Origin of the sequence: Aliirhizobium cellulosilyticum (genome assembly GCF_014198105.1) — a bacterium.
In the GTDB taxonomy this organism is placed as follows: Bacteria; Pseudomonadota; Alphaproteobacteria; order Rhizobiales; family Rhizobiaceae; genus Neorhizobium; species Neorhizobium cellulosilyticum.
On the sequence record NZ_JACIGW010000003.1, the window covers coordinates 169,302 to 194,690 of the forward strand.

22 protein-coding genes are annotated in these 25,389 nt (G+C 52.0%); 13 read left to right on the forward strand and 9 right to left on the reverse strand.

Annotation, left to right across the window (positions count from 1 at the left end; all coding sequences use genetic code 11):
• Positions 1 to 264 precede the first annotated feature (264 nt).
• The 4 genes from GGE33_RS15260 (at position 265) to GGE33_RS15275 (ending at position 5,072) form a co-directional block, all read left to right on the forward strand.
• The gene (locus GGE33_RS15260) at positions 265 to 2,310 is read left to right on the forward strand and encodes an FUSC family protein (protein WP_183824525.1); all 2,046 of its coding nucleotides are present in this window, start codon (positions 265 to 267) and stop codon (positions 2,308 to 2,310) included.
• Positions 2,311 to 2,312: 2 nt separating this feature from the next.
• The gene (locus GGE33_RS15265; RefSeq protein ID WP_183824528.1) at positions 2,313 to 2,516 is read left to right on the forward strand and encodes a DUF1656 domain-containing protein; all 204 of its coding nucleotides are present in this window, start codon (positions 2,313 to 2,315) and stop codon (positions 2,514 to 2,516) included.
• 122 nt (positions 2,517 to 2,638) lie between these two features.
• Complete coding sequence (locus tag GGE33_RS15270) at positions 2,639 to 3,412, forward strand: HlyD family secretion protein (protein ID WP_246436130.1); 774 nt, start codon at positions 2,639 to 2,641, stop codon at positions 3,410 to 3,412.
• Between the two features lie 280 nt (positions 3,413 to 3,692).
• Entirely contained in the window at positions 3,693 to 5,072 is a 1,380-nt protein-coding gene (locus GGE33_RS15275; RefSeq protein WP_183824534.1) for a dipeptidase, read from the forward strand.
• 213 nt (positions 5,073 to 5,285) lie between these two features.
• Here the strand turns inward: GGE33_RS15275 and GGE33_RS15280 are convergent, their stop codons facing one another.
• The 4 genes from GGE33_RS15280 to GGE33_RS15295 form a co-directional block, all read right to left on the reverse strand.
• A complete protein-coding gene (locus tag GGE33_RS15280) occupies positions 5,286 to 5,609 on the reverse strand; it encodes a hypothetical protein (protein WP_183824537.1) in 324 nt (107 codons plus the stop codon).
• A 499-nt stretch (positions 5,610 to 6,108) separates the two neighbouring features.
• Positions 6,109 to 7,599 (reverse strand): DegQ family serine endoprotease, encoded by a 1,491-nt coding sequence (locus GGE33_RS15285; protein ID WP_183824540.1) that lies wholly within the window; start codon positions 7,597 to 7,599, stop codon positions 6,109 to 6,111.
• Positions 7,600 to 7,871: 272 nt separating this feature from the next.
• Entirely contained in the window at positions 7,872 to 8,570 is a 699-nt protein-coding gene (locus GGE33_RS15290; protein WP_183824543.1) for a YoaK family protein, read from the reverse strand.
• Between the two features lie 61 nt (positions 8,571 to 8,631).
• Complete coding sequence (locus tag GGE33_RS15295) at positions 8,632 to 9,207, reverse strand: hypothetical protein (RefSeq protein WP_183824546.1); 576 nt, start codon at positions 9,205 to 9,207, stop codon at positions 8,632 to 8,634.
• A gap of 275 nt (positions 9,208 to 9,482) precedes the next feature.
• Here GGE33_RS15295 and GGE33_RS15300 point away from each other — a divergent pair, with 275 nt between their 5' ends.
• Positions 9,483 to 10,160, forward strand: a complete 678-nt coding sequence (locus GGE33_RS15300; protein WP_183824549.1) for a Rossmann-fold NAD(P)-binding domain-containing protein — start codon at positions 9,483 to 9,485, stop codon at positions 10,158 to 10,160.
• 334 nt (positions 10,161 to 10,494) lie between these two features.
• Here GGE33_RS15300 and GGE33_RS15305 read toward each other — a convergent pair whose 3' ends face one another.
• Both GGE33_RS15305 and GGE33_RS15310 read right to left on the reverse strand, forming a co-directional pair.
• Positions 10,495 to 11,115, reverse strand: coding sequence for a response regulator transcription factor (locus GGE33_RS15305; RefSeq protein WP_343062465.1), 621 nt, complete (start codon positions 11,113 to 11,115; stop codon positions 10,495 to 10,497).
• Between the two features lie 115 nt (positions 11,116 to 11,230).
• Positions 11,231 to 11,743: a Dps family protein gene (locus GGE33_RS15310; protein ID WP_183824555.1), complete on the reverse strand. Its 513-nt coding sequence runs from the start codon at positions 11,741 to 11,743 to the stop codon at positions 11,231 to 11,233.
• Between the two features lie 302 nt (positions 11,744 to 12,045).
• Between GGE33_RS15310 and GGE33_RS15315 the strand changes: the two genes are divergently transcribed.
• Complete coding sequence (locus GGE33_RS15315; protein WP_183824558.1) at positions 12,046 to 13,089, forward strand: cation diffusion facilitator family transporter; 1,044 nt, start codon at positions 12,046 to 12,048, stop codon at positions 13,087 to 13,089.
• Positions 13,090 to 13,941: 852 nt separating this feature from the next.
• Here the strand turns inward: GGE33_RS15315 and GGE33_RS15320 are convergent.
• Positions 13,942 to 14,727, reverse strand: coding sequence for an IclR family transcriptional regulator domain-containing protein (locus GGE33_RS15320; protein ID WP_183824561.1), 786 nt, complete (start codon positions 14,725 to 14,727; stop codon positions 13,942 to 13,944).
• Between the two features lie 389 nt (positions 14,728 to 15,116).
• On the opposite strand from GGE33_RS15320, the gene GGE33_RS15325 reads away from it, so the two are divergent.
• The 7 genes from GGE33_RS15325 to GGE33_RS15355 all read left to right on the forward strand — a co-directional run bounded on the left by GGE33_RS15325 (position 15,117) and on the right by GGE33_RS15355 (position 23,294).
• Entirely contained in the window at positions 15,117 to 16,559 is a 1,443-nt protein-coding gene (locus GGE33_RS15325; RefSeq protein ID WP_183824564.1) for an NAD-dependent succinate-semialdehyde dehydrogenase, read from the forward strand.
• A gap of 42 nt (positions 16,560 to 16,601) precedes the next feature.
• A complete protein-coding gene (locus tag GGE33_RS15330; RefSeq protein WP_183824567.1) occupies positions 16,602 to 17,006 on the forward strand; it encodes a nuclear transport factor 2 family protein in 405 nt (134 codons plus the stop codon).
• 65 nt (positions 17,007 to 17,071) lie between these two features.
• Entirely contained in the window at positions 17,072 to 18,637 is a 1,566-nt protein-coding gene (locus GGE33_RS15335; RefSeq protein ID WP_183824570.1) for an ABC transporter substrate-binding protein, read from the forward strand.
• Between the two features lie 80 nt (positions 18,638 to 18,717).
• Positions 18,718 to 19,659, forward strand: a complete 942-nt coding sequence (locus GGE33_RS15340; RefSeq protein ID WP_183824573.1) for an ABC transporter permease — start codon at positions 18,718 to 18,720, stop codon at positions 19,657 to 19,659.
• Positions 19,660 to 19,681: 22 nt separating this feature from the next.
• Positions 19,682 to 20,533, forward strand: a complete 852-nt coding sequence (locus GGE33_RS15345) for an ABC transporter permease (protein ID WP_183824576.1) — start codon at positions 19,682 to 19,684, stop codon at positions 20,531 to 20,533.
• 59 nt (positions 20,534 to 20,592) lie between these two features.
• Positions 20,593 to 22,401 (forward strand): ABC transporter ATP-binding protein, encoded by a 1,809-nt coding sequence (locus tag GGE33_RS15350; RefSeq protein WP_183824579.1) that lies wholly within the window; start codon positions 20,593 to 20,595, stop codon positions 22,399 to 22,401.
• Between the two features lie 47 nt (positions 22,402 to 22,448).
• The gene (locus GGE33_RS15355; protein WP_183824582.1) at positions 22,449 to 23,294 is read left to right on the forward strand and encodes a nitroreductase family protein; all 846 of its coding nucleotides are present in this window, start codon (positions 22,449 to 22,451) and stop codon (positions 23,292 to 23,294) included.
• Positions 23,295 to 23,444: 150 nt separating this feature from the next.
• Here GGE33_RS15355 and GGE33_RS15360 read toward each other — a convergent pair whose 3' ends face one another.
• Both GGE33_RS15360 and GGE33_RS15365 read right to left on the reverse strand, forming a co-directional pair.
• Positions 23,445 to 24,122: a hypothetical protein gene (locus GGE33_RS15360; RefSeq protein WP_183824585.1), complete on the reverse strand. Its 678-nt coding sequence runs from the start codon at positions 24,120 to 24,122 to the stop codon at positions 23,445 to 23,447.
• A 101-nt stretch (positions 24,123 to 24,223) separates the two neighbouring features.
• Entirely contained in the window at positions 24,224 to 25,384 is a 1,161-nt protein-coding gene (locus tag GGE33_RS15365) for an NAD-dependent formate dehydrogenase (protein ID WP_183824588.1), read from the reverse strand.
• Positions 25,385 to 25,389: the final 5 nt, after the last annotated feature.

Genomic DNA, 25,389 nt, shown 5'->3' on the forward strand with positions numbered 1-25,389 from the left:
AAAAGAATGTGACTGTCTTACTGGCAGCTGACGGGATGAGTACGAAAACCATTGCGGATTCGCGATGCACAACGGCAGCCATGGACGAGTAAGATGTTACACAATTTTTGTGATCGTCTTCGTCGCTGCATATTTCAAGGGACGAGTTTCTCGGCTCGACGCAATCCTGACCCAAGTATAGGTAGCTTGTCCCTACGTATGGTTCACCGCTCGACTCCAACGCTTATAGTCAGGTGAGTTGAACCAAAGCTGGATCATGCGAGAATGCTGACCGAAACGCTCCACCATTTGAGAACTTGTCGGTTATTTTCCGCCCCCAACTGGCTTTTCCAACTCAGCGAAAAAATCGTCAACCCACGGCCACTGTTCGCGATTCGACTTTCTCTATCGGTGTGCCTTGCCTTATTCGCAACTTACTGGCTCGAACTACAAAATTCGTTCTGGGCCGCAACCACTGCTGCGATTACCTGCCAACCCAACCTTGGAGCATCGCTGCGAAAAGGCCGCTTCCGCGTGATAGGTACGATCATTGGTGCAATGGTCGTGGTCGGGCTTCTCGCGCAATTTTCCCAACAGCGAGACATCTTGGTTCTATCCTTGGCGATTTGGTGCGGACTCTGTGGTTGCTCTGCTGTACTTCTACGCAACAATGCATCATATGCCGCCGCTCTCTCTGGCATAACTGCGACGATCATTTTTGCCGACTCCCTTTCCGACCCTAGTGGCGCGTTTCTATTAGCTGTGACGCGCGTTGGAGAGATATGCATCGGCATTGGAGCAGCGTGCATTGTAGCGCTTATTATTCAAGCCGATACGGCTTCCGGCCAGTTGTCAAAGACGCTCTCCGCAATTGCACTTCAACTGTGGCAAGGCTTCTCTGAAACTGTTCAGCCCCAAGATAGCAGTTCGGACCATCTTGCCCTCCGTCATACGATGATCCGCTCGTTTCCAACCCTCCAAACCCAAGTTGACGCTGCGATCGGAGAGTCTTCCTACATACGTACTCGCGCGGGAAACTTGAATTCCTGTCTCAAGCAGTTCCTTAGAGCTTTGCTTGCCTGGAGAAATACAGAACATCTTAAGTCGGTGACCGAGGAGGAAACCGTTGCCTTAAGACATCAAATCGCATCCGAGTTTCGAAAATTGGATCCGACTACAATCGCGGCCAATCCCATCGGTTTCGTAGAACTATGCGAAGACGCGCTTATAGAATTCAAGTCTGTTGCAAAGACAAATCCTGCCGACATAATCTTTTCAGATGGAGCCACCGAGACAGTCAAATGTCTTCAGGAAATTGCACGTTGCCAAGCGCTCCTCGGTGAACGCGGCGCTCCTCCACTGCGGCAGCCGTATGCGTTTCCTGTGATTGTAGATCCTCTACCAGCTGCATTGGCGGGATTAAGGGTTTTCTGTTCCGTCATCGTTTCGTTCGTTTTTTGGGTAGAAACCGCTTGGCCCGTGGGTTATTTCGCCGCCGTATTTGCAGCAATCGCCACCTTGGTTTTTGCTTCTTTCGCAGATCAAGCGTTGTTGAAGGCCAAAGAGTATTCGCTTGGCGTAGGCTGCATGATGGTCATTGGAGCGATCCTCTACTTTGGCCTCCTTCCATCTCTCACTTGGTTCTCCCAGTTACTTGTCGTCCTGATTGTCTTCTATCTGGTCGTAGGTTTCATGCAGACCGGTAAGTCCCACAGCACCACTTATCTTGCGATATCTGTCTGCTCACTTCCGATGTTAGGGCTCGGGAATCCAACAACGTATGATGCGACCAATTTCCTCAATCTATCTTCAGCGATACTCGTCGGTTCACTTGTCGGAACATGCTTCTTTGCAATCATTCCCGCGTTAGATCCGGAAACTCAAGAAAAACGCCTAATATCTCAGTCTTTGAGGGATTTCCGGAACTATTTGGAGCACTCTTCGAATGGCAGTTCGAAAAGACGATTGAGCAAATTGGCCGCTCGTTTCTGCGCGCTGCCATCTGTTTCAACCGACGTGCCGTTCAGCCAACTGATGGCTATCTGCGCTGCTGTTGCCGCAGCAGATCACCTGTCCAACGCATTGAAGGGACAGCCTCAACTTGCGTACCTGGAGACTGCATACAAGGATTTAGCTGGTGGCAATCTCCAAATGGCAATGAAACGGCTAGCGGAGCTCGATGTGGAGCTTACTAACCACGACGGGGAAGCCTTTACCAAAGTGGTCACAGGTGCACGCGCCCATCTTGTCATACTGTCTGAGATCATCAGAGAGCATGCGTCATTGCTGAGCCACCCGTCCAAACAAACTTTCATCAGCACGAGGGCATAGTGATGTATCAAGAAGTCAACGTTCTAGGCGTGTATCTGGCGCCAATCGTACTGATGATGCTCCTCGCGTGGATCATCACGTTGCCAATCCATCATGTAAGCAATCGATTTGGCCTCACCCGCAGAGTTTGGCACCGGGGCTTGTTCAATCTCTGCATCTACATTTCCGTACTCTCGATTACCATCGTTTCTTTTGGAGTAGCCTAATGTCCGTTGGCCAAAGAACGCCTCTCCCACAGTCTAGGCTCGCGAAGCTGCTCCCAGTTCTGTGGACCTCACTAGCGTTGATAGCTGCGTCCGTCGGAGCCTGGACAAGTTGGACGCTGTATATGGAGTCACCTTGGACACGAGACGGTACAATACGTGCCTATACCATTACGGTGACCCCTCAGGTTTCCGGACGCTTAGCTGAACTGGCTGTCAGGTCGGACCAATTCGTAAAGAAGGGTGACCTCCTTATGGTAGTCGAGACGAATGACTATGCTATCGAAGTCGAGAGCGCAGAAGCTGCGGTGGCCATCGCCAAGGCTGACCTGGAAAACAAGCAGGCAGAGGCGGCCCGCCGTGTGAAGTTGAACGGCCTTGCAATTTCGCAAGAGACCGAACAGTCCGCGTTAACGGCAGCGGCTGTAGCTGCTGCCACATATAAGCAAGCTCGTGCGAGTCTCGACAAGGCCAATCTCGATCTGCAGCGAACACGTATTTATGCACCAGTTGACGGTTACATCACGAACCTGGTCATCCAACCTGGAGACTATGCGACTGCTGGGCAACGTGCTTTGTCCCTAGTGGACAGCGGAAGCTTTTGGGTGGACGCTTACTTCGAGGAATCGCTCATTCGCAAAATCAACGTCGGTGACAAAGCAGTTGTGAAACTGATGGCCTATCCCTCGCCGGTCAATGGTGTGGTAGCAGGCATTGGCCGAGGGATTGCCGTGGCCAACGCTACGCCGGATGCTGTTGGTCTACCCACGGTTAACCCCGTATTCACGTGGGTTCGTTTGGCGCAACGTATCCCAGTACGGGTGGAGTTCGATCCATCCCTTCTTTCAGGTATTAGGCTCACAGCCGGTATGACTGCGACGGTCTCAATCGAAATGTGAGCGGGCGAAGCCGTACTGAGTACGCATTTGGACCGATTCCAGCACTCCTCTAGCAGGAGGGTTCAAATCTGCTGGCCCATCGAACCGCAACACTCACCAACATCGTCAACGATCACCGGCAGAGCCGCATCGATGAGCTTCGTCCACGTAATAATTTCGGACGAATAAACGGCTAAAGTCTATGTCGGCCCTAAACGAACATCTGGCTTGCGGTGGACTGTCTCGGCCCTGTCGCGTAGATGGAACCTCCTGATGATAACTTGAGGAGCGATTGGTGGCCATGACAACAGACAATTGGCGGACCTACCTTCAAGCAAGGCAGGATGCCGATCTTGAAGACCTTCTCGATTTCATCCGCATCCCCTCTGTATCAGCCCGGCCCGACCACATGCCAGAGGTGCGCCGTGCAGCTGACTGGGTTGTTCATCGCATGAGATCTGCTGGTATCAACAATGCCGAAATTCTTGAGACGGATGCACACCCGGTCGCCTTTGGCTCATGGATGGGCGCTGGCCCCGGCAATCCAACGGTCATGATATACGGTCATTTTGACGTCCAACCTGCGGAGCCGCTTGATCTCTGGACGACGCCGCCTTTTGAGCCCGAAGTGCGTGATGGTCGCGTCTACGGTCGAGGTGCCACCGATGACAAGGGCAACATGCTGGCCCCGATCCTGGCGGTCGATGCCATGCTCAAGACCACGGGTAGCTTGCCGGTGAACGTGAAGTTTCTTTTTGAAGGTCAGGAAGAGATCGGCTCTCCGGATATGCCGGAATTCGTCGAACGTTATGCAGACCGTCTGGCTTGCGACATGATCTTCTCCGCCGATGGCCTCCAATGGGCACCAGACCAGCCACAGCTCGTCGAGGCGCTGAAGGGCATCATCGCATTCGAGATCATCTTGCGTGGCCCGAGATCAGATCAGCATTCCGGGCTTCATGGTGGTGGCATAGCCAATCCGGCGATGGGACTGGCGCAATTGCTGGCGTCGATGAAATCCCTCGACGGTGTCGTGACGATCGATGGTTTCTATAACGATGTCATCGCCCTCACCGGTAACGACCGCAGCGAAATTGCCCGCGTTCCATATGATGATGAAAGCTATCTGGCAGAAACGGGCGCTACAGAGACCTTTGGAGAGCCGAACTATTCCACCCGCGAACGCCTATGGGCAAGACCCACACTCGACGTGAACGGACTGACCTCCGGCTGGCAGGGCGATGGCGGCAAAACTGTCCTGCCTGCAGAAGCAAGGGCAAAATTGACATGCCGCCTCGTCGCGGCGCAACAGCCAGGAAAGATTCTCGATGCCATTCGTGCGCATGTCGAAAAAAATTGCCCGGCAGGGCTGAGCGCCGAGGTCAGAAGAAACAGCAGTTGGGGTGATCCCTTCTCCGTACCGCGTGGGCACGTCTCGACCGAAATCGCCGCCGAAGTCCTCGAAGAAATCTACGGCAAGAAGCCTTATCGCACCCGACTAGGCGGTTCGATATCGGTCATGACAACGCTCCAGAAGGCAACCGGGGTGCATGCAACGATGTTCGGTTTTGCCCACGCGGATGAAAATCTTCATGCGCCGGACGAGTTTTACCGCGTCGAGGCATTTGAAAGAGCGAAGCTGGCTTACGGGCTGCTGCTGGAGAGGGTTTCTAAGGCGTAATCTTGCTAATTGATATGCCCGCTTCCGGCGGCTTATTACCAGGCCCGTCTGCCGGGCAATGAAGTCTCACAAGATGCCTCTCCGGTATCTTTCCCCTGTAATCGATACTCGTCACCATCACGACCAGGTTACAGCCGAATATTCCGGTCTGCTTGGGTGTTCAGACCGCTTCGAAATCGGCTGTGACAACAATTGACGCAATCCTATCAGCTCTTAGCTACGATTTGGCGCTTTAGAGAGATCGACTGAAAAGCCACTTTCAACAAGGATCTGGAGAGCTCTTATGGCGTCCGCCGCCTCTCTGAGCGCCCATTTCAATTCAACAACATCAAGGGGCTCATGGGTCTCAACCACCGCACGCAAATTCGGCAAGGCGTCGTCAGCGATGCCCTCTTTCGGAAAACCAATTTGCCGTCTTAACTTCGTAATCGTATCGATCGCCTCCTGCAGCAAGGAAGGAATATGAAACGCATCGTGACGCGTTGGATCATTGGCTGCCCGTAAGAGCTCTGTGACAAACCTTGACGTGTTTCTCATAATCTTGAGTCCCTCATTTAGAGACACAAGCTTAGGTGCGAAGCCGTAGAAAGGATTGCAAGAAACGTTAATTGATACGCTGTATGTACTCGTATATTGATCAGTGACATTCAAATACCCCCACGCGTTGAGAACGCCGCGTCATAAAATAGGGACTGATATTAAGGTCCACCGGGCCGATACCTATGTATAGTGCCGGGTCGATTTTATTGAGGTATTTTAATCTCACCTCGTCTCCCAACTCCTACGAGGTCGGTAGCACCACTCAGCTACCCATTCCGAGAACCTCCCACTCGGAACTGCGGACGACCGCGATCCGCAATTGGCCGTCTCCTTCCGCCGAGGAGACGGCCAATCAATTTGTGCGGCAAACACGCAAACTCTAAATCACGCTTCTGGATCAAATCTCCATACCCGAACTGAAAACGGGACAGGAGTATGCTCCTGTCCCGTGGAATCGAATCCTACAGTATTGCCATTACAAGGTTTGATCAGAACATTAGGAAGCAGAGAACGGAACCGCGACGAACGAGTCCTTGCCATCACGCTCGATCTGAAGCAGCACAGACTTGCGTCCGCTTTTACCAGCTTCTCCTACAGCGTTCTTGGCCTCGCTCGCATTCGCTACCGGCTTATTGTTCACTGAAATGATCAAATCACCTTCACGAACCCCAGCCTCGGCCGCAGGCTTGTCCTGGTCGACGCTCGCGACCACAGCACCCTTGGTATTCTTGGACAGGCTAAGCTGTTCGCGAACCTCAGGCGTGATGTTTGCAAGACCTACACCGATGCTGGGACGATTTACATCGTCTTTCTCGATCGCAGCGGCGTGCTCGACACCATTTTCATTGCCGCCAATTGTAACTTCGATGCTCTTTGACTTACCGTCGCGCCAAACGCTTAGAGTTTCTTTGTCGCCAGGTGCCAAGTCAGCCACAAGCCTCGACAAGTCCTTTGGAGTACGGACAAGGCTATCACCAACCGCAGTGACAATGTCGCCGGACTTCAGGCCCGCGCTAGCCGCTGGGCTATCTTCGTTCACGCCGGAGATCAATGCGCCCTCAGCTTTAGATAAGCCAATGGCATCTGCGACATCTTGAGTGACTGGCTGGATGGAGACGCCAAGGAAACCATGATCAATGACGCCATTTTTCTGCAGCTTGGCGACAATAACCTTCGCCTGGTCGGAAGGAATTGCAAACCCGACGCCGACACTACCTCCATTTGGAGAGTAGATCGCCGTGTTAATGCCGACTACCTTACCGTCGAGATCGACGAGCGGGCCACCAGAGTTGCCGTGGTTGATAGGAGCATCAATCTGGATGAAATCATCATACGGACCCGAATGCAGGTCGCGCCCCCGGGCAGACACAATACCCGAAGTAACTGTTGTTCCGATACCGAAGGGATTGCCAATCGCAATGATCTGATCCCCGAGCTTCAACTTGTCGGAATCACCCCATGCAATAGTAGGAAGCTTGTGAGCAGCCTCGATCTTCAAGACGGCGAGATCGGACTTCGGGTCTGCGCCCACCAATTTTGCGGGTAGCTCTGTTCCGTCGTCTAGTGTGACTTTGATGCTCGTGGCTTTGTCGATCACATGATTGTTCGTGACGATAAAACCGTCAGAGCTAATGATGAAACCAGATCCCAGAGCTACAGCGTTCTGGCGACCCTTCTGCTTTTGTTGCTGCTGAGGGAGCGGAATACCCTGCCGCTCGAAGAACTGTCGAAACTGTTCATCCATCTCGCTATTGCTAGCGTTTTCAGGACCATCCGACTTCATAGTCGACGTAATTGTTACGACAGCAGGCTTGTCGGCTTCAACAACAGAAGCGATCGACGGCTCGGAAGTTAGCGTGCTGTTGACATGAACAGGCTCGGAAGCTGCTGCATTCTTTGCTGGCAGAAGCGGGACAGCGATAGAGCCCAGAACAAGTGCTGCGCCGAGTAATGCTGCTGCTTTGCGTTTACGGAGAATTCCGGACATCATTGGTATCCTTAGGACGTGAGAGACCATCATCGACACGGCTCTTTAAAGCCGGGGCGACGCGCGACAGGCGGTAGTTTTCAGCTTGTTTCCAACCCAAAATTTCAGGCTGGACAGGTAATCCGCGAATGGAACGTTTTGCTTGAGCAAGATATCGTTCCGTATTTCGCGAAATTCAAATTAAACATTCAACATCTTAGGGTTACATTCTCGTAAGCTTATGCTGAGAGGTCATAGCTACGAAAAAGTATCTCCATTCAGATGTTTTTACTTCAGATTTCGTGCGCCAGAGATCTCGATCCAACCGCGAGGACATCAATGCTCAGAAAGGCTAAGAGGAAGATAGCAGGCAGCAATGCATGCTGAAGAAACATGCTAGCAATAACACCAAGGCCTGCTCCGATCAGATAAGCGACCCACGCCGCGCCAGGCACGATGACGTCCCCAAGCGCGGTACGTCCTCCTTTGCCGTACTTCACATAGCGCCCCACAAGTGCATCGGCGAATTTCAGCAAAGTGTTGGTAACGACTATTGTCTGAAGCGACGAACCGGAAAACCGCGAAAGGGTTTCACCCTGCATCGCCATGCTGCACGCTAGGAGTGGAAGTTCCCATGGAACGGGGTCATTGGTCACCGCTCTCACAAATTGAGCTGTCGCCACGAGCAAAATCATAAAGGCTAGCTCGAGGGACGGATGCACAATTATTCTCTGAAGGTAACTGGAAAGCATCCCGCCCGCGAAAAAGCAGAAGACTGTGCTGCCTATAAGGAATACACGCATCCACTCCAACTTCACCACTGCGACGCCGAGCTGCGTTGTGTTACCTGTCATTGCAGCGGGATAGAGGCCACCAAGATCGATGAAGCCAATAGCATTGAGATAACCTCCTACTAGACCAAGGCAGATTATCCGACGAAGAGTCACGCCGAAGGCCATCTGCGTGTTGCCCGTTGTTACCGGTTGCGACATGATCTGATCGTCCTTCGGAAGAATTGTGATGCTTGGCTGCAAGGGTTGCGACGAGTCGACATCACTCCACGTTGTCAGTGACGATCTTCTTGATCCAGTCTTCGACTGACAGACCTGCACGAGTTGCGAGATCTTCAACACGATCCGCAACATCTGGGACGAGCTTGACGGTGTAGAGAATTTCCTCCGTTTCACCCTCCTGCAAGACAAGCTGTGTAGCCTCTGCGGCAAAAACCCTTACTCGGTTCGTCTTAGCGTCATCGCTGAGCGTGCTGTCGGAAGCCACCGAAGGGCAATACAGGGCGACGAGATGATTGATTGTGTTCTCAGCCGTCATGCCGTGATCACGCAGAAGAACGGCAGCCTCGTAGAGCTCAGCTGGCTCGGCAAGAACGCCGCCTTTCGGAAGCAGCGTATCGATCTTCGCTTCCAGGGCGGTCGTGGGCAGATCTCCCAGTTCTGGGCATTGGAAACCAGAGGCGAACGCTGGCGCATTGGCTGATAACAGGATTCCTAAGGCGAGCGCCGATAGGCTGAACTTGGCGGCGCCCCCTTGGTTAAACGAGCCCTTACCGTTGAACACCGGCTTTCCCAGCCAGGCAAAATGACCACTAAAGGATTTCGAAAGTCTCGGCATTGGTTGGTATCCTAACTCGTTTCGGCCGCCGTTGAGCAGCATCCATTTACGAGCGCCTGGGCCGCTTAGTGGCTCGCTTGGCGCCATTGACGCTCGTAAGTTAGGAGGGTTTTCTTGCTCACTCCATCATACATAGGACGGGCGTAGCTACACCCATGTATAGTTCAATCATCTAAGTGAGGCGGTAGCTTGGGACTGAGCTATTGCCTGGCACCAACTACGACTTTCTTGGACTGGCAATTCACCGGCCGACTGACATTTTCGGAGCCAGTTTCATGGGCAAAATAATACTGATAACGCAGGCGAATGACCGCCGTGGCGCACTGATCGCAAGCGAAGTCTCAGGGAATGAGACGGTCGTCTACGCCGGGATGCCGGACAGACATGGAGCTAACTTGGATAAAGCACTGGAGATGGAACAGTATGCCGAGGCAACTGATCTCGACCTACGCCCTATTGTGCTGGACTTGGCGACCAGGCGGCACGCGTCTGAAGTAATCAGAAAAATCGTTGACGATCATGGTCGGATCGACGTTATCGTCCATAGATCGAACGGAAAGCTGGCTTCGAAACAACCGGCGCCAGGCAATTTCGAGGAATTCGAGAATGAACTTCAGGATGCGGAGTCTGTAAGAGACCTCCTATTCCCCACGTTGTGCCACCAGAAGTATGGCCTATTGATCTGGATCGCTGGTGACCAAGTGGTAATGGATGCGATAGCAGCAGAGTACGCGGCGGAGCTCGAAATTCACGGCGTAGAGACAACGATCATCACCCCACCAAATGTCCCTTCTCGCATCGCCGCTCTTGATATAGCAGGGTCTCCAGAACTGGTCGGGGATATGTCCGGTGACATTGAACTGGCTGAAGCCATTTCGCGAATTATCAATCTACCGGACGGACGACGGCCCAAGCAAATCGATTTCGAAATGGCGTCTCTCCTTTTCGAATAGGCGCTGTTTCGTCCCAACCCGACACCTAAGTATAGTGGCTCAGCAACTCTAAAACCGCTCTAAGTTGCATCGTTACCTCGACTTGCCCGAGGCGAGGTAAGTCCGAGTTCGCCCCCTCCTCGGACTGCGGGAACTACCCGCTGAAGCCGCCTTCCATCACAGGAAGGCGGCTTTGTCCATTTTTCTCAAGTTGGAGAGCTAACGTTAGCGATGCCTCGAATGCACTGTCTCCTAAAGCTTTGAGGAGAGGAGTGTATAATCTGCGCCCCGCAGCGTCCGCGAGAGCGTCCATCTAAGCAATCGTTTTCAATACCGGAACCCAGGCAGTTTCAGGCTAAGATGATCTTTCCGAAACTGTTCGCAGTTCTGGGCGACGAGACATGATCCGTTGAAGCGTACGTCGCTGGAGCGACAAATGGGTCGCTGTGCGCGTCAGGTTGGAGCCGCAGGATTGAAATGTCTGCCTGATGTACTCGTCCCGAAGATCGGACGGCCGCTGCAACTCCTGAAGCTCAGAAGTAGTTTGAGTGCATTTCTGTAGAAGCATGGCGATGACGAGATTCACATCCATCGGTTTCGGATACAGGTCCGCAGCACCGTTTTTCACCGCCAGAACCGCGGTTTGAATATTGCAAAACGAGGTATGAACGACTGTCCTGCAGTTTGGATACCGGTCACGGATAGACTTGATCAGATCGAACCCAATGCCTTCGTCAAATCGGAGTTCTACAACCGCATAGTCCAATCTGTCTAACTTGGCGTAACGTTCAGCCATTACCAACGTCCTCGCAAGGATAACGTGACAGCCTTCGAGGCGCAACCCTTGTGCGATCGGTGCGTCTGCTGTCGCACATGGGTCTGCAAAAAGGACGTTTCTGCTTGGTGAACTGGTCGGTATCTCTGTCACGCTCGCAACTCCCAAACTAGGGTTTCCCAAAACTCCAGGCAGCCGCACTATCGACCGTTGAAGAGATACTCGAACGGAGCGACATCCAAGGACGCCCGGGCGCCAATCTCACCAAGTGGATTGGCTCTTATCAACCGGGCGCCCTACGGTATGGCAAGCGTCTTCAGACTGTGCGAGACGCCTCAAACAGGAACCAAACGCGGCGCTCTGTCTCGTCTATCCAGCCTTCAACAAGGCTTGTAGTCGCGAAGTCATCATATTCGGACGTGGTCTGATGGACCTGCCTCAGGATGGATACGAGCTGTTTGTTATCTTCCCTCAGCTCTGCAAGCATATCGTCCGGAGTTACAAAGTCAGCGTCATTGTCTGGAATACGCTGAAGTCTGGCAATGTGCCCAATCGAACGAAGTGTGGTCCCGCCGACCTTTCTTGCGCGTTCCGCAACAGCATCTGTCATAGCGATGATTTGATCACCCTGCTCGTCGAGGAGCAGGTGGTAGTCCCGGAAATGCCGCCCTGACATATGCCAGTGAAAATTCTTCGTCTTGAGATACAGCGTGAAGACGTCGGCGAGGAGTGCTGTAAGCGCTGCTGCGATATCCTTGGTTGCGTGAGCCTCAAGGTCGGTTGGGGTTGCCAGCGGCGCCAAGCGGCGCGAGGTGAGCGACTGGGTCATTAAAACATTCTCCAGAAATGATGAGAGCCCTGCGTATCCAGGGAGCATTGCTGAAGTTAGTCCCAATCACCAAAGCGGAACATCGGCCACAGGTATTGGGCCGAGTAGACGTTTGTATAGTTACGCCGACACTTCCACATCGCTAATTTTGATGTCCGAGCCAGATCGCGCCCTGCTGCAATAGGCACTGTCATGACAAGCCGTCCTCCTTTGTCACGCAGGTGTCTGGGGTGATTTGGCGGGCCGCTTCCGTATCAACGGAGGCGGCCCCCTCCAGGGCAACTCGTCTATCCGGTAAGAAGATGCTAAAGACGTCCATCGCTTCCAGGCTTTCCAGGTATATTAATACGAAATCGGGACTTCGTGCCGTTCTAATAGGTTTGTCGGGGGATCTTCTCATTGCCGTGATCAAGTTCATGGCAGCAGTTCTCACAGGAAGCTCGGCGATGTTGAGCGGAGGTGTACACTCCCTGATCGATGCGTGTACGGAGATAATCCTATTCTACGGAATTATGGCATCCAGGCGAACCGCCACACCTCAGCATCAGCTTGGCTACGGCAGAGAGATCTATTTCTGGAACCTCATCGTTGCGATTTTGATTTTCGCCCTTGGGTCTGGCATCACCGTATATGGCGGGCTTAAGCAGATTATTGATCCAAAGCCGATTGAAGAGGAGTGGATCAACTACATTGTATTAGTGATCTCAATCACGGTCGAGGCATTCGCACTGTGGGCAGCCACGCGTCAGCTCAAACTCAAAAGCGGGGGCAACTGGGTTACTGCGTTACGAAGACGGCGCGATAACACCACGCTGACAATCATTGAGGGTGACATCGCAGCACTGGTGGGCCTTGTCATTTCCGCGTGTGGCTTGATTGCCTGCCAGATTACTGGAGACTACAGATACGACGGCCTTGCATCCATTACTATCTCCATCATCCTTGCGATCGTTGCATTCCGTCTAGCGTCAAACAGCAAAAATCTCCTCATTGGACTTCCGGTCGATAGAGAAGTCGCGGACTCAATAATCGCAGATATTCAGAAGAACGAAAAAGTGCTTCGCGTAAATGGCATGGTGAGCGTCCATCTTGCGCCCGATCAGTTGCTGGTAGCGTTGAGCATTTGGTTTGCTGACGGTTTGTCGAAACAAGAGGTCGAGCGAACCATCGAAGAAATTGATGATGCAATTCGATCGTCATATCCGATCCGCGCGTTGTTTATCGAGCCACAGACTCCAAAGCGCTTTCTGACGTTAAATGAGACGCTAAGCACAACCATTCCACCCAGGAAGCAGGCGCCTTTGGCTGCAGGTGCTTCACAGCCGAGTCAGCTGCCGTCGACTTAGTCACTCCGCGAAGCCTAGCGGCATCGCCAAATGTTTCCATCGCCAACTTACGACCAGCTCAGCGAGATAAAGATGAAATCCTCCAAATTATCAATCGCTAATCTAGAACCGGAAAATGGACGATCGATCCCGATTATCCGCAAGACCGGAGACACGACGATTTCGTTGAAGGCGACTTCGATAATCGAAGCTAGGGATTGTTTCGTGGTGTATGCTGAGCCAGTTGGACTTTCCAAACCACGCCTCAGCTAGTTCGATGGGCTAAGTGAGAAGCAATGCGCTCCGCGCTAAACCCAATATTTACTCAGTGTTTCGATCAATCATGCAACGGGACGTGGAATCACCGTTTCAAAGTTTAGCGAAACTACTTGAGATGTATCCCGCATGAGACGCGCTCTTACACCCGTTTCAGGAGCTGAAAGGCTATCCACAATTCGTATACTACCCAGGTCATCGAGCGAATTACCTTGTGCGCTACGGCCAGATGTGAAGTCGATCCAGTCACCAACTCTCAACTTTTAAGACGCTCGGCGTGACTAACTACGTGAGATCGAAGCCCGCACCATTTCCAGTGTTAAAATGGCGACCGCGAGATGTCGTACAATGTCAAGCCTCCGATGGAGTCGGAATATGAGCCATCCGGATCGTCCTCGGTCATATAGAGGTTTCGCTTATGGCATGACTTTGATCGACGGCTTTATCACTCGATCAAAATCATAAGCGACAGAGCTGAACACGCCAAAAGCGAGCAGACGCACTGACGCCTACCCTTAGTTAAACCAAACGGATCAGATCTCGCACGAGATCTTGTCGAATGTTTCAGTAGATTGTTAGCGTCGTCAAGAACAATACTCAGCCGTTGATCAGCACGCTTATCTCACGAGCCGCTCGTCTCATATTTTCGAGATTGCTATCGATAAAACTCTGGCGATCGATCTTCTCACCGTAAGCACTCATATTCAATACTGCAGTGATATGCCCATCTCCATTTTTAACTGGTACCGATAGGGCGTTAAGATCGTGCTCCATTTCCCCAGAAACGAAACTCCATCCCTTATCACCTGCTTTGTGAATCTCCTCCACGAGGCTCGATGGATCCGTTATAGTCTTGCTCGTGAGTTTCTTGATTTCCGACTGGGCTAATATTCTGCGAACCTCGTCATCATCGAGTTGCGATAGAAGCACTCTGCCCATTGAGGTGCAGTAGGCTGGCACTCTTATGCCTGCGCGTGCGCTGCCAAATGAACTGTGATGAATCGAAGATGTTTTGAGATGCAAGACGTCACAATCATCCAACACGGCTATTGAGCACGAATTGCCTGATTGACTTACAAGGCGATCAATCACACCCTGCGATAGATTGAAAATGGGTGACGAGTTAATATACGAAAAGCCAAGGTCGAGGACTCTTGGGGTCAAAGCATATTTACCGCCCTTCCCCACCATATAACCAAGATTTATCAGTGTTAGAACATTACGGCGCACCACCGCTCTATCGAGCTTTGTGTGCTCTGAAATGTCACTTAAGCTCTGCTCTTTCTTGGAAAAATTAAACGACTTGATAATGTTCAATCCCCGGGCGAGGGATTGAACATAGTTGTACCCGGGCTTCTGCTTTTCTTCGTCTGCTTTTGTCACTTTGATGGGCCCCGTATTCTCTCTAAACAGCGTGTATTTTGAAATCTCATCAGTAAGCGATTTGCAAGAGTGACCGAGCGAGGCTGACTAATTCAGCTTACTTTGTTGCTTGGCCAGTTTGCAATCCAAGCTCTGAGACGTTGCGACCTCACTACAGACTTATAGATATAGCTCCACGCGCACATCTCAGCCCTTCGCGTGCTAGCCATCCGAAATCAATAGATCTCTTCATATTTGGCTTGACCTAGATAAAATCAATAACCTCAATTTATTTTCTTGACAAGCATCTATTCATAACCGCACTCTTTGGGCGTTATCTAGCATCGCTGTGCGATATTTAGCTACCTAGTGTTTATTTCCGCCATATTCCTCAAAGGAGAAGCGTTACGATGACCGCGGACGGATATGATGATCTGAAGCTGTATATTCACGGTGAATGGGTCGCGGGTGCCGATGGCACATCCCCCGTTCACAACCCGGCTACTTACGAACAAATTGGTCTAGTGCCACTCGCCTCTAAAGAACAGGTCGATAAAGCACTACAAAGCGCTGCTGAAGCATATCGGACCTGGAGTAGGATGAGCCCGCTCGCGAGAGGAGCCATCCTAAAAAAAGCTGCGCAATTGATCCGCGAACGCGCTGACCACATCAAGCGCCAGCTTACGATGGAGGAAGGCAAGCCTCTCCATGAATCTCACTATGAGGTTTACACCTCTGCTGACTATTTTGATTGGTTTGCCGAAGAGGGTAAACGCGCATATGGTCGAACGATACCGGGCCGAAATGCGGGGTCACGGCAAACCGTGAACCGCGAGCCTATCGGACCCGTCGCTGCGTTTGCTCCATGGAACTTCCCAGCAATTACCCCAACTAGGAAGATCGCGGCATCGTTGGCCGCGGGTTGTGTTTGCATCATCAAACCAGCGGAGGAATGCCCGTCGACGGCTTTGGCGATTGTCCGGGCACTTCATGATGCAGGGCTACCTAAAGGTGTAGTCAACGTTCTTTTCGGAAATCCGGCGGAGATATCAGAGAAGCTGATCTCGTCACCGCATATCCGGAAAATATCTTTTACCGGGTCACTACCTGTCGGACGCTTGCTTGGCAGATTGGCTGCCGACGAGATTAAACCGATAACACTTGAGCTCGGTGGACATGCACCTGTGCTTGTATTCGACGATGCAGATGTCGATGCAATCATCGATCTTTCTGTAAGGTCAAAATATCGCAATGCGGGTCAAGTTTGCTTGGCTCCCACGCGTTTTCTCATCCAGGAAGGCATCTACGATAAGTTTGTGAGTGCCTTTGTTGACAGGACCAAAGCACTGAACATCGGTAACGGCCTTAACCCCGAAACCGATGTTGGACCGATGGCCAACCAACGCCGTCTTTCCGCTACGTCTGAATTGGTCGAGGATGCAATAAGCAAAGGGGCGAAGATCCGAACGGGCGGGCCCTCCGAGCGAAATGCGGGCTATTACTGGAACCCTACAGTGATTACGGATTTGTCGCCTGATGCTCGCCTGATGAATGAAGAGCCCTTTTCACCGATCGCGATGCTGGCTCCTTTTGGAAGCATGGAAGACGCTCTGGTTGAGGCCAATCGCTTGCCCTACGGGCTAGCGGCTTATGTTTTCACAAGATCTCACAAGACAGCCTACGAAGTGACCTCGAATGTAGAGGTCGCGATGTTCGGTGTGAACCAATACTCGATCACGGTAGCCGAAACTCCGTTTGGAGGCATCAAGGAAAGCGGCTTCGGCTCCGAAGGAGGGATCGAAGGCCTCCAAGGCTACATGGTGAATAAATACACAAGCGAAGCGTTCATGTGAGCCTCCGCCTCAAAGAAATACCAACCAGAGAAAGGGACTGAAATGGTATCTGAAGTAGACGCAAAGGTCGCAGCGGAAGCTGCAGCTAAAGAAGGTCGCCAGCTGATGAAGGAGGCCTTTGCAACTCGTGACCCAGCGAAGATTGCAGCTCGCTTCTGTGAAGATGGTTCGTTTGTAAACGGCCGCGGGCAAATTCCCATGGGTGATGTCTATAAGGGGCATAAGGCAATTGAGGGCTATTTCGCTAAGCTATTCGCCGACACCCCAGATGTCGCTTGGACAGAGTCAGCCGAGCCAATCTTTTCCGGAAACACGATTGTAGCGCAATGGCGCCGCACGGCAACGACGAAGACCGGCGACAAACTCGATTGGCTCGGTCTTGATATCTATACGTTCCGCGGAAATCAGGTCCTTTGCAAGGATACCTTCATCAAGGACGTTAAATAAAAAATGATGGTCCAGGGATACGCATTTCATGCGTATCCCCAGATACCAATCCGGAGGGTAATGCAATGCTGAGAAAAATGCTCTTATCCATCGCCCTACTTTCAGCGATGTCCGTTTCAACAGCCAGCGCCTCTACTTTAAAGGTTGTCGCTCATGCTGATCCAAAGATCCTAGACCCTATTTGGTCGACAAACTACATTAGTCGCAACCATGGATACATGATTTACGATACTCTCTTCGCAACGGACGAGAAGGGAGAGATTCACCCGCAAATGGCGGAGGGCTATAAGGTCAGTGATGATCGTCTCACCTACACGATCACGCTTCGAGACGGACTTACGTGGCATGACGGACCGGCGGTAACAACTGCAGATGTCATCCCATCAATCAAACGATGGGCGTCAGTAGACAGAGCTGGACGGGCGCTGTTGGGATTTGTGAAAGATATCGTGCCGGTGGATGAAAAGACGTTTCAAATCATCCTGAACGCACCGTTCGGCCATGTAATTGAGGTCTTGGGCAAAGGGGATGCTAACGTACCGTTCATCATGCCAGCCCGCGTAGCAGCCACACCCGGAACGGAACAAATCAAGGAATATGTTGGCTCAGGACCGTTCAAGCTTGCGTTAAACGAATGGAAGCCTGGCGAAAAAATCGTCTATCTGAAGAACCAAAGTTACAAACCACGCAATGAACCACCGTCTGGCTTTGCTGGAGGAAAAATTGCGTATGTTGACAGAGTCGAGTGGGTGACAATGCCCGACCAATTCACTGCGGTTAACGCTCTGGTCGCCGGTGAAGTTGACATTATCGAAGCGCTCCAGCCCGATCTCTTTCCGATCGTGGAAGGTAAAGAAGACATAGATCTTTTCCAATGGAATGAAGCTGGCTTACAAAGTGTCCTTCGCTTCAATCATGTCCAACCCCCATTCGACAATGTCGATGCACGTCGGGCCGTCATGTATGCAATCCAGCAGGATATGTTCATGACTGCTCAACATGGTGACGCGAGGTTCTTTCGCGTTTGTAACGACCCCCTTGGATGCGAAGTGGGAGATAAAGGTCAGTTTGGTGATCTCCTGATCAAACCGGATGTAGCCAAAGCTCGAGCACTGTTGAAAGAGTCTGGATATAGCGGAGCACCGATCGCGATCCTCCATCAGACTGACCTCATCTCGTCAAACAAGATGGCGCCGGTACTCAGCAACGTCTTGAGCAGCGTGGGTTTCACCGTTGATGTTCAGTCAATGGACTCGCAGACTTACTTTGTGAGGCGGAATAATCGCGGACCTGCCAGTAGTGGCGGCTGGAACATTTTCTTCACAGTCAGCCTGATGACCAATGTGCCCAATCCCATGTACAACATTTTCACTGATGCCTCGTGTGATAAGGCGTTCGTTGGATGGATGTGTGATCCCGAGCTCGAGAAGATGAGGCGAGCATTTGAGGTTGCGGATACGCCCGAAAGCGCGAAGCAAATATCTAATGATATATCTAAGCGCATTGTAGATCAGGCACATTTCGTGCCGATGGGTATTTACAATGTCTTCGGTGCCTATCGAAACGACCGAGTTTCTGGCTGGTTGAAGGCACCCGCTGCCGTATTTTGGAACATCAAGAAGGAAAACTGACAATGTCTTTCGTCCGCCTCTCCTGACCAGCGAGAGGCGGACGCATCAAAGACTGTCTTAGGTCACAGTTGGAGCGATCGATGTTCAACTACGCGATACGGCGCATTGTCACCACGATACCCGTTCTTTTCGGCATTTCTATCCTGGTTTTCCTAACACTCCGAGTCTCATCAGGAGACCCTGCTGCGATTTTGGGCGGGGATGCAGTCACACCTGAACAAATCGCTGCAATCCGTCAGCAGCTCGGGCTTGGTGAACCACTTTGGAAACAATATCTAGCCTGGCTGTCTGGAGCGCTGCGAGGTGATTTCGGAGTATCTTACTACTACAAGATGCCTGTAACGCAGCTGATTTTGTCGCGTGTGGAGCCAACGATTGTGCTCGCATTCTTGACGTTAGCGATTTCCGTTATGATTGCAATTCCGCTGGGCACAGCCGCAGCATATCGAGCGGGTTCAGTCGCGGATAATCTTTCCACCGCTGTTGCGGTAATGGGGTTCTCCGTTCCTGTCTTTGTCGTAGGTTATGCCCTGATCGGTTTGTTCTCGATAAAATTGGGCTTAACTCCGGTACAGGGATATCAAAGGCTCTCTAACGGAATCTCTGGGACCCTATCAAGCACCGTATTACCCGCTATAGCCCTATCAACGGTTTACATCGGCCTGCTAACACGCATTACCAGGGCAAGTGTCTTGGAAGTGCTGAACGCGGATTACGTCCGAACGGCGAAAGCGAAGGGTCTCCTGCCTTTTCCAATTACGACCAAACACGTTCTGCGCAATGCCGCAGCCCCGATCGTAACGGTTATCGCAATGGGATTAGCCAGCCTGATCAGCGGTGTTGTTGTCACGGAAAGCGTCTTCAACATTCCTGGCCTCGGTCGGCTCATGGTCGACGCTGTGCTCGCCCGTGATTACCCCACGGTCCAGGCGATAATCCTGATCTTCACGGTGTTCTATATCGTGATCAACCTTCTAGCCGACATTTCGTACGGAATTCTTGATCCACGCGTCAACACCTGAACCGGATTTGCTGGATACAACCATGAAGAAACCAATTCTCACGCTATCATACGCGATAGTCTTCGCTGTCGTCGCCATGGCAATTTGCTCCCCAATACTCACGTCGATCGACCCCAACTTCGTCGATCCCTTCAACCGCAATCTGTCTCCGCTCAAACCCGTCAATACGGCCTTTCTTGAGGACAAATCTCCAAGGCTTGCCATCTTTGGAACCGATGCGCTTGGACGAGATATCTTCGCGAGGATAGTTTACGGTGCGCAAACGTCTATCCTAATAGGCGTCACAGTCACCGTAGTTTCTGTGTTGATCGGCACGCTATTGGGGTTGATCTGCGGCTCTTTCAAAACCGCGGATGGGATAATCATGAGGATCATGGATGGCTTGATGGCTATCCCGGCAATCCTCCTTGCAATTGCGCTAATGACTGCGATCGGCACCGGCATCTGGACCGTGATCCTGGCGATTACAGTAGTAGAAATACCGCGCGTTGTTCGCGTCGTCAGATCGGTCGTTCTGTCTGTCCGAGAAGAGCCATATGTCGAAGCCGCGATATCCTTAGGCGTTCCAACGCCCCGATTGCTGCTGCGACATATCCTGCCCAATGCAGTTGGGCCATTGACGGTTATTGCGACGTTTATCATGAGCGCCGCGATCCTGCTGGAGGCAACGCTCTCCTTCTTGGGCTTGGGCATGCCTCAGAATGTACCAACCTGGGGAAATACAATTGCTGAAGGGAGAACCCTTTTTCAGATCTATCCTCATAACATTTGGATTCCAGCGCTATTCCTCTCCCTCACTGTTTTGGGCGTTAATGTTATCGGTGATGGCATGCGTGACACGCTAGATCCAAGAAATGCGTCGCGCTCTCGCTAAGACGTGAACTTTGCATCTGCTCAAAGAAGAAAATAAACCCTGAATGACGGTACGTGACCATGACGGAAAAGATTCTATCAGTTGTCGACCTGGGCATTTCATTTGGCCGCGATCCAGCGTGGAAGACTGTCACCAAGAATGTCACCTTCAGCATCAACCATGGTGAGACAGTCGCAATAGTTGGGGAGTCGGGATCCGGTAAAAGCGTGACGGCGTTAGCGATCATGCAGTTGCTCCCGGAGAAAACTACCCGAATCACAGGAAGTATCGACTTCGACGGAAAGCGCATTTCGAGTTATTCCAACGAACAGATGCGCACCGTCCGTGGCAACGATATTGCTATGATTTTTCAGGAGCCCATGACGAGCCTGAACCCTACTATGTCAATCGGTGACCAGATTGGTGAGGTCTTAATCCGTCACAAGTCCCTTTCACGAAGGAGTGCCCGAAATGAAGTTCTGGCACTATTGGATCGGGTAAAGATTCCTGCCGCTGCGCGTCGAATCGACGAGTATCCGCATAATTTCTCAGGTGGCATGCGACAGCGGGTGATGATCGCTATGGCGCTTGCATGTCGCCCAAAGCTCCTCATCGCTGACGAACCTACGACCGCGCTCGATGTAACAATTCAAAACCAAATCCTTCAACTCATCAAAGAACTCCAGGATGAGGAGAAGATGGCTGTCATGTTCATCACTCATGACATGGGTGTTGTGGCCGAAATCGCGGATCGAACCGTTGTAATGTATAATGGCGAGCTCATCGAGCAGGGCGAAACTACACGCATATTCACGGAGTCTCACGAGCCCTACACCAAGAGGCTTTTGGCTGCAGTAGCCCCCCTGGATAGTTCAAGGTTCCGGTCCACTCCAGTCCGCTATGCGGAGTACGGAGCGGAAGGACGGATATGTCGTCCCGAAGAGGAACAGCCAAGAGTAACTGACAACGCCGCAGACCCTGCTCTCTCCGTGGAAAATCTCACAACTCGCTTCTTGGTCCGCGACAAGCTGTTTCGGCGTGCGGTGGGTAAGGTCCACGCTGTTGAGAACGTCAGTTTCAAGATACGCCAAGGCGAAACTCTCTCTTTGGTCGGAGAATCTGGCTGCGGGAAGTCGACCACGGGCAGATCTATCTTGCAGTTGGTGAAGCCTGCATCAGGCACGATCAAATTATTTGGGCGAGACCTTGGAAAAATGAGTGGCGCCGAACTCCGACAGGAACGCCAACGCATCCAAATGGTCTTTCAAGACCCTTTTGCGAGCTTGAACCCACGGTTCAAAATCATCGATGCGCTAATGGAGCCAATGCTATGCGCTGGAATGGATGAAAAGACGGCCCGAACCAAGGCGCCTGAACTGATGGCACTCGTGGGATTGCAGCCTGAAATGCTTGATCGATATCCGCACGAATTTTCGGGTGGGCAACGGCAGCGTGTATGCATAGCCCGAGCATTGTCTGTTTCCCCAAAGGTGATCATTGCCGATGAAGCTGTATCAGCCTTGGACGTTTCAGTTAAAGCTCAAATTGTAAACCTCTTACTCGATCTACAGCAGAAGCTTGGTCTTTCCTATCTCTTCATCTCCCATGACATGACCGTTGTCGAACGAGTGAGCCATCGCGTCGCCGTCATGTATCTCGGAGAGATCGTGGAAATTGGACCCCGGATAGCAATCATGGGTAATGCTCGCCATCCATATACGCGAAGACTATTGAACGCTGTGCCAGTCGCCGATCCATCACGTCGCGGTCAGCGGAAGCAGGAGGTCGGCCATGAAATCAAGAACCCAATCAGAGACGTCGAGTACGTGTCTCCTCCTCGCGTCTATGAAGAGGTCGGTGAAGATCACTACGTAATGGTCGACGCATGAGTATTGCGGTTGTTCATCCAGTAATAACTGAACGTAAGGGGAATTCCGTGACCAAACCCGAAGACTACGCCGTAGAATATTGCAGACCGGTCGAAGATGCCGTGGCTGATCGTTACGGCGACGCACACGGTCTAAAAATTTCTGAAAATGAAATCATAACTCATATGCTGATGCATCGTAGTATTAGGCAATTCACGTCAGAGCCAGTCAAGGCGAACGACGCGATGACCGCGATCGCGGCGGCACAATCGGCAGCCACCTCCTCTCATCTACAAAGTTGGAGTGTGATAAAGATCACCGACCCAGAACGTAAGAGCGAAGTGAATAAGCTGTGCGGAAGTCAGAGGCAAATCGACACAGCGCCACTGATGCTCATATGGCTGGCAGATCAGAGCCGAAACTATGCGATCGGCGAAATGGAATCCGCTTCTCACGATGGGTTTGACTATTTTGAGTCAATTTTGTTGGGTATCGTCGATTCGTGTATCGCTGCTCAAAATGCTGCCTTGGCATTTGAATCTCTGGGATATGGTACGTGCTTCATCGGTGCAGTCCGAAACAATGCGGAGATGTTAGGAAAGCTGCTAAATCTTCCCGATCGCTGTGTACCCGTAACCGGGCTGGTGGTGGGACGACCAGATCCGCAGCAGGATACGGATATAAAGCCACGGTTAGCGCAGAATGTGGTAATGCATGACGAATTTTATAAATCCAGTACACCTGCTGAGATCGCTGAATACAACCGCGTCATGAATAGCTTCCAACGTAAACAGGACCTCAATCCGGTGGATTGGTCTGCGAAGGTCGCTGCACGTCTCAGCAGCAAAACGGCTCTCCACGGTAGAGACCGTTACATGAACTATCTCCGGTCCGTTAGGGCAGGAGTTTTGTAACTTGGTTTGTTTGTTGTAAATTTTGGCCCTACATTAGTTGGGGACAATCGCAACAAACCAAATGCGTCAGAGAATGCGCAGCACGGTGTGCCAGAAAGCCTGGCACACCGTGCTGCCTAGTCCATCGAAGATCCGAAATTGTCTTTAGGCTCAATAGAGTGAGTAACGGCACTCGCCATATACCGAACGGTAGTACCCATACGGGCAAACGGGCTCGACCACCGGTGGGTACTCATAATACCCCTCGTTCACCACTGGTGGTCGAGGAGCAAACGCGGCAGCTCCGGCGAGCGCTCCTGTGGCGGCGCCCAAACCGTACCATCCGACATTTCTCCAGCCTCGCCAGTGATCGATAAACAACGCGGCTGGACCAGTAGCGCCATCCAACTTGCCTTCCAGGAGAGAGACATCGAAAGTTAACTTCGAGCCTTCCATCTTTGGATTCCGAAGCGTCACAACGGCATCGATCGCTTTGGAACCGCCGCTTAGCACAGAGATCGTCGCATTTGGCGGATTTTCGGCGAAATTATCCGGTCCTTCGCCCCATTGAGAGATAACGTCTTGGGTCACCAAATGTCCCGCCGCTTTCACCGGGCGCTCAGCAAATGCGATTGTATTTTTGGCAACGTTAGAAAGGACGAGCTGCCCTCCTTCGAGTGTTGCTGAATCGGCGTTCATCACGAGCAACGTTGCTACCGAACTCGGACGGCTCACCTCGCCAATATTCTTTTGTGGGGCATTCACCGGTGGTGATTGTGCGAAAGCTGCGCTGGACCAGAGTGCCGTGCTAATGACAGCGATTAGAACATGAGACATTTGTTTTTTCATGAGAAGATAGACCTTTTACGACCCTAAGTTTTCGTGCAGCGAAACGGCTGCCTCGCACGTGGGGAAACCGCGATAACGTCGACGGCGGCGAGCGTTTGTGCTCACGCTAGTTTGTAGGATGCAGCACCTGTTCCAGCGAGATTTCCGCGATCGATGATGAGATATTCTGGCCTGATTGGCCGTCCTTCCAAGAAATCTTGAAGGATCTCAAGCGTGCCTGCAGCATAACGGGCTTGTGCGGAGAGCGAACTTCCTGAGATATGCGGCGTCATGCCTTGGTTTGGCATGGTACGCCAGGGATGATCCGCAGGTGCAGGCTGCGGAAACCAGACATCACCACCGTAACCGGCCAATTGGCCGCTCTCCAGAGCTCTAACCACCGCGTCTCGATCACACAATGCTCCTCGAGCCGTGTTGATCAGGTAAGCCCCCCTCTTCATCAGAGCGATCATCTTTTCGTCGAACATGTTGACGGTCGAGGGATACAATGGGAGCTGGAGGTTCACTATATCGCAAACCTTGACTAACGCCTCTGGTGTCTCGTGGAATGTGAGATTCAGCTCCCTCTCGATGTCGCTCGGCAACCGGTGACGTTGAGTATAGTGGAGATGCACGTCGAAAGGCTTCATTCTCCGTAAGACGGCGAGTCCGATACGACCCGCAGCAATCGTCCCGAAGTTCATTCCTTCAATATCGTAGCTACGCGAAACGCAGTCGGCGATATTCCAACCGCCACGGTTGCTGACCTCATGTGAAGGAAGATAGTTTCTGACCAAGGAGAGCGCGGTCATAACAACATGTTCGGCGACGCTGATGGAGTTTGAAAACGTCTCTTCCGCAACCGTGATACCTCGAGCCGCCGCGGCCTTCAGATCAACGTGATCAGAGCCAATGCCCGCGGTAAGCGCCAACTTGAGGTTCTTTGCCTTAGCAATTCGTTCCTCCGTGAGATACGCTGGCCAGAATGGCTGAGAGATAACTACGTCGGCATCGGGAAGATGCCTGTCAAATTCCGAACTTGCCCCATCTTTATCACTGAGCACGATGAGTTCATGCCCGTGAGCTTCAAGGTAAGGACGAAGGCCGAGTTCTCCGGAAACGCAACCAACCAGTTCGCCAGGCTTGAACCCGAGCGTTCCTGTTGGTGTAGGGACGGCCTGTCCATCAGGGTAGCTCCTGATGACAGGTATTTCATCACGAGCATATTTCGGGGGATAGCCGGTTTTGGGATCCGGGTAGAGAACGCAAAGGATCTTAGCCAATTGTC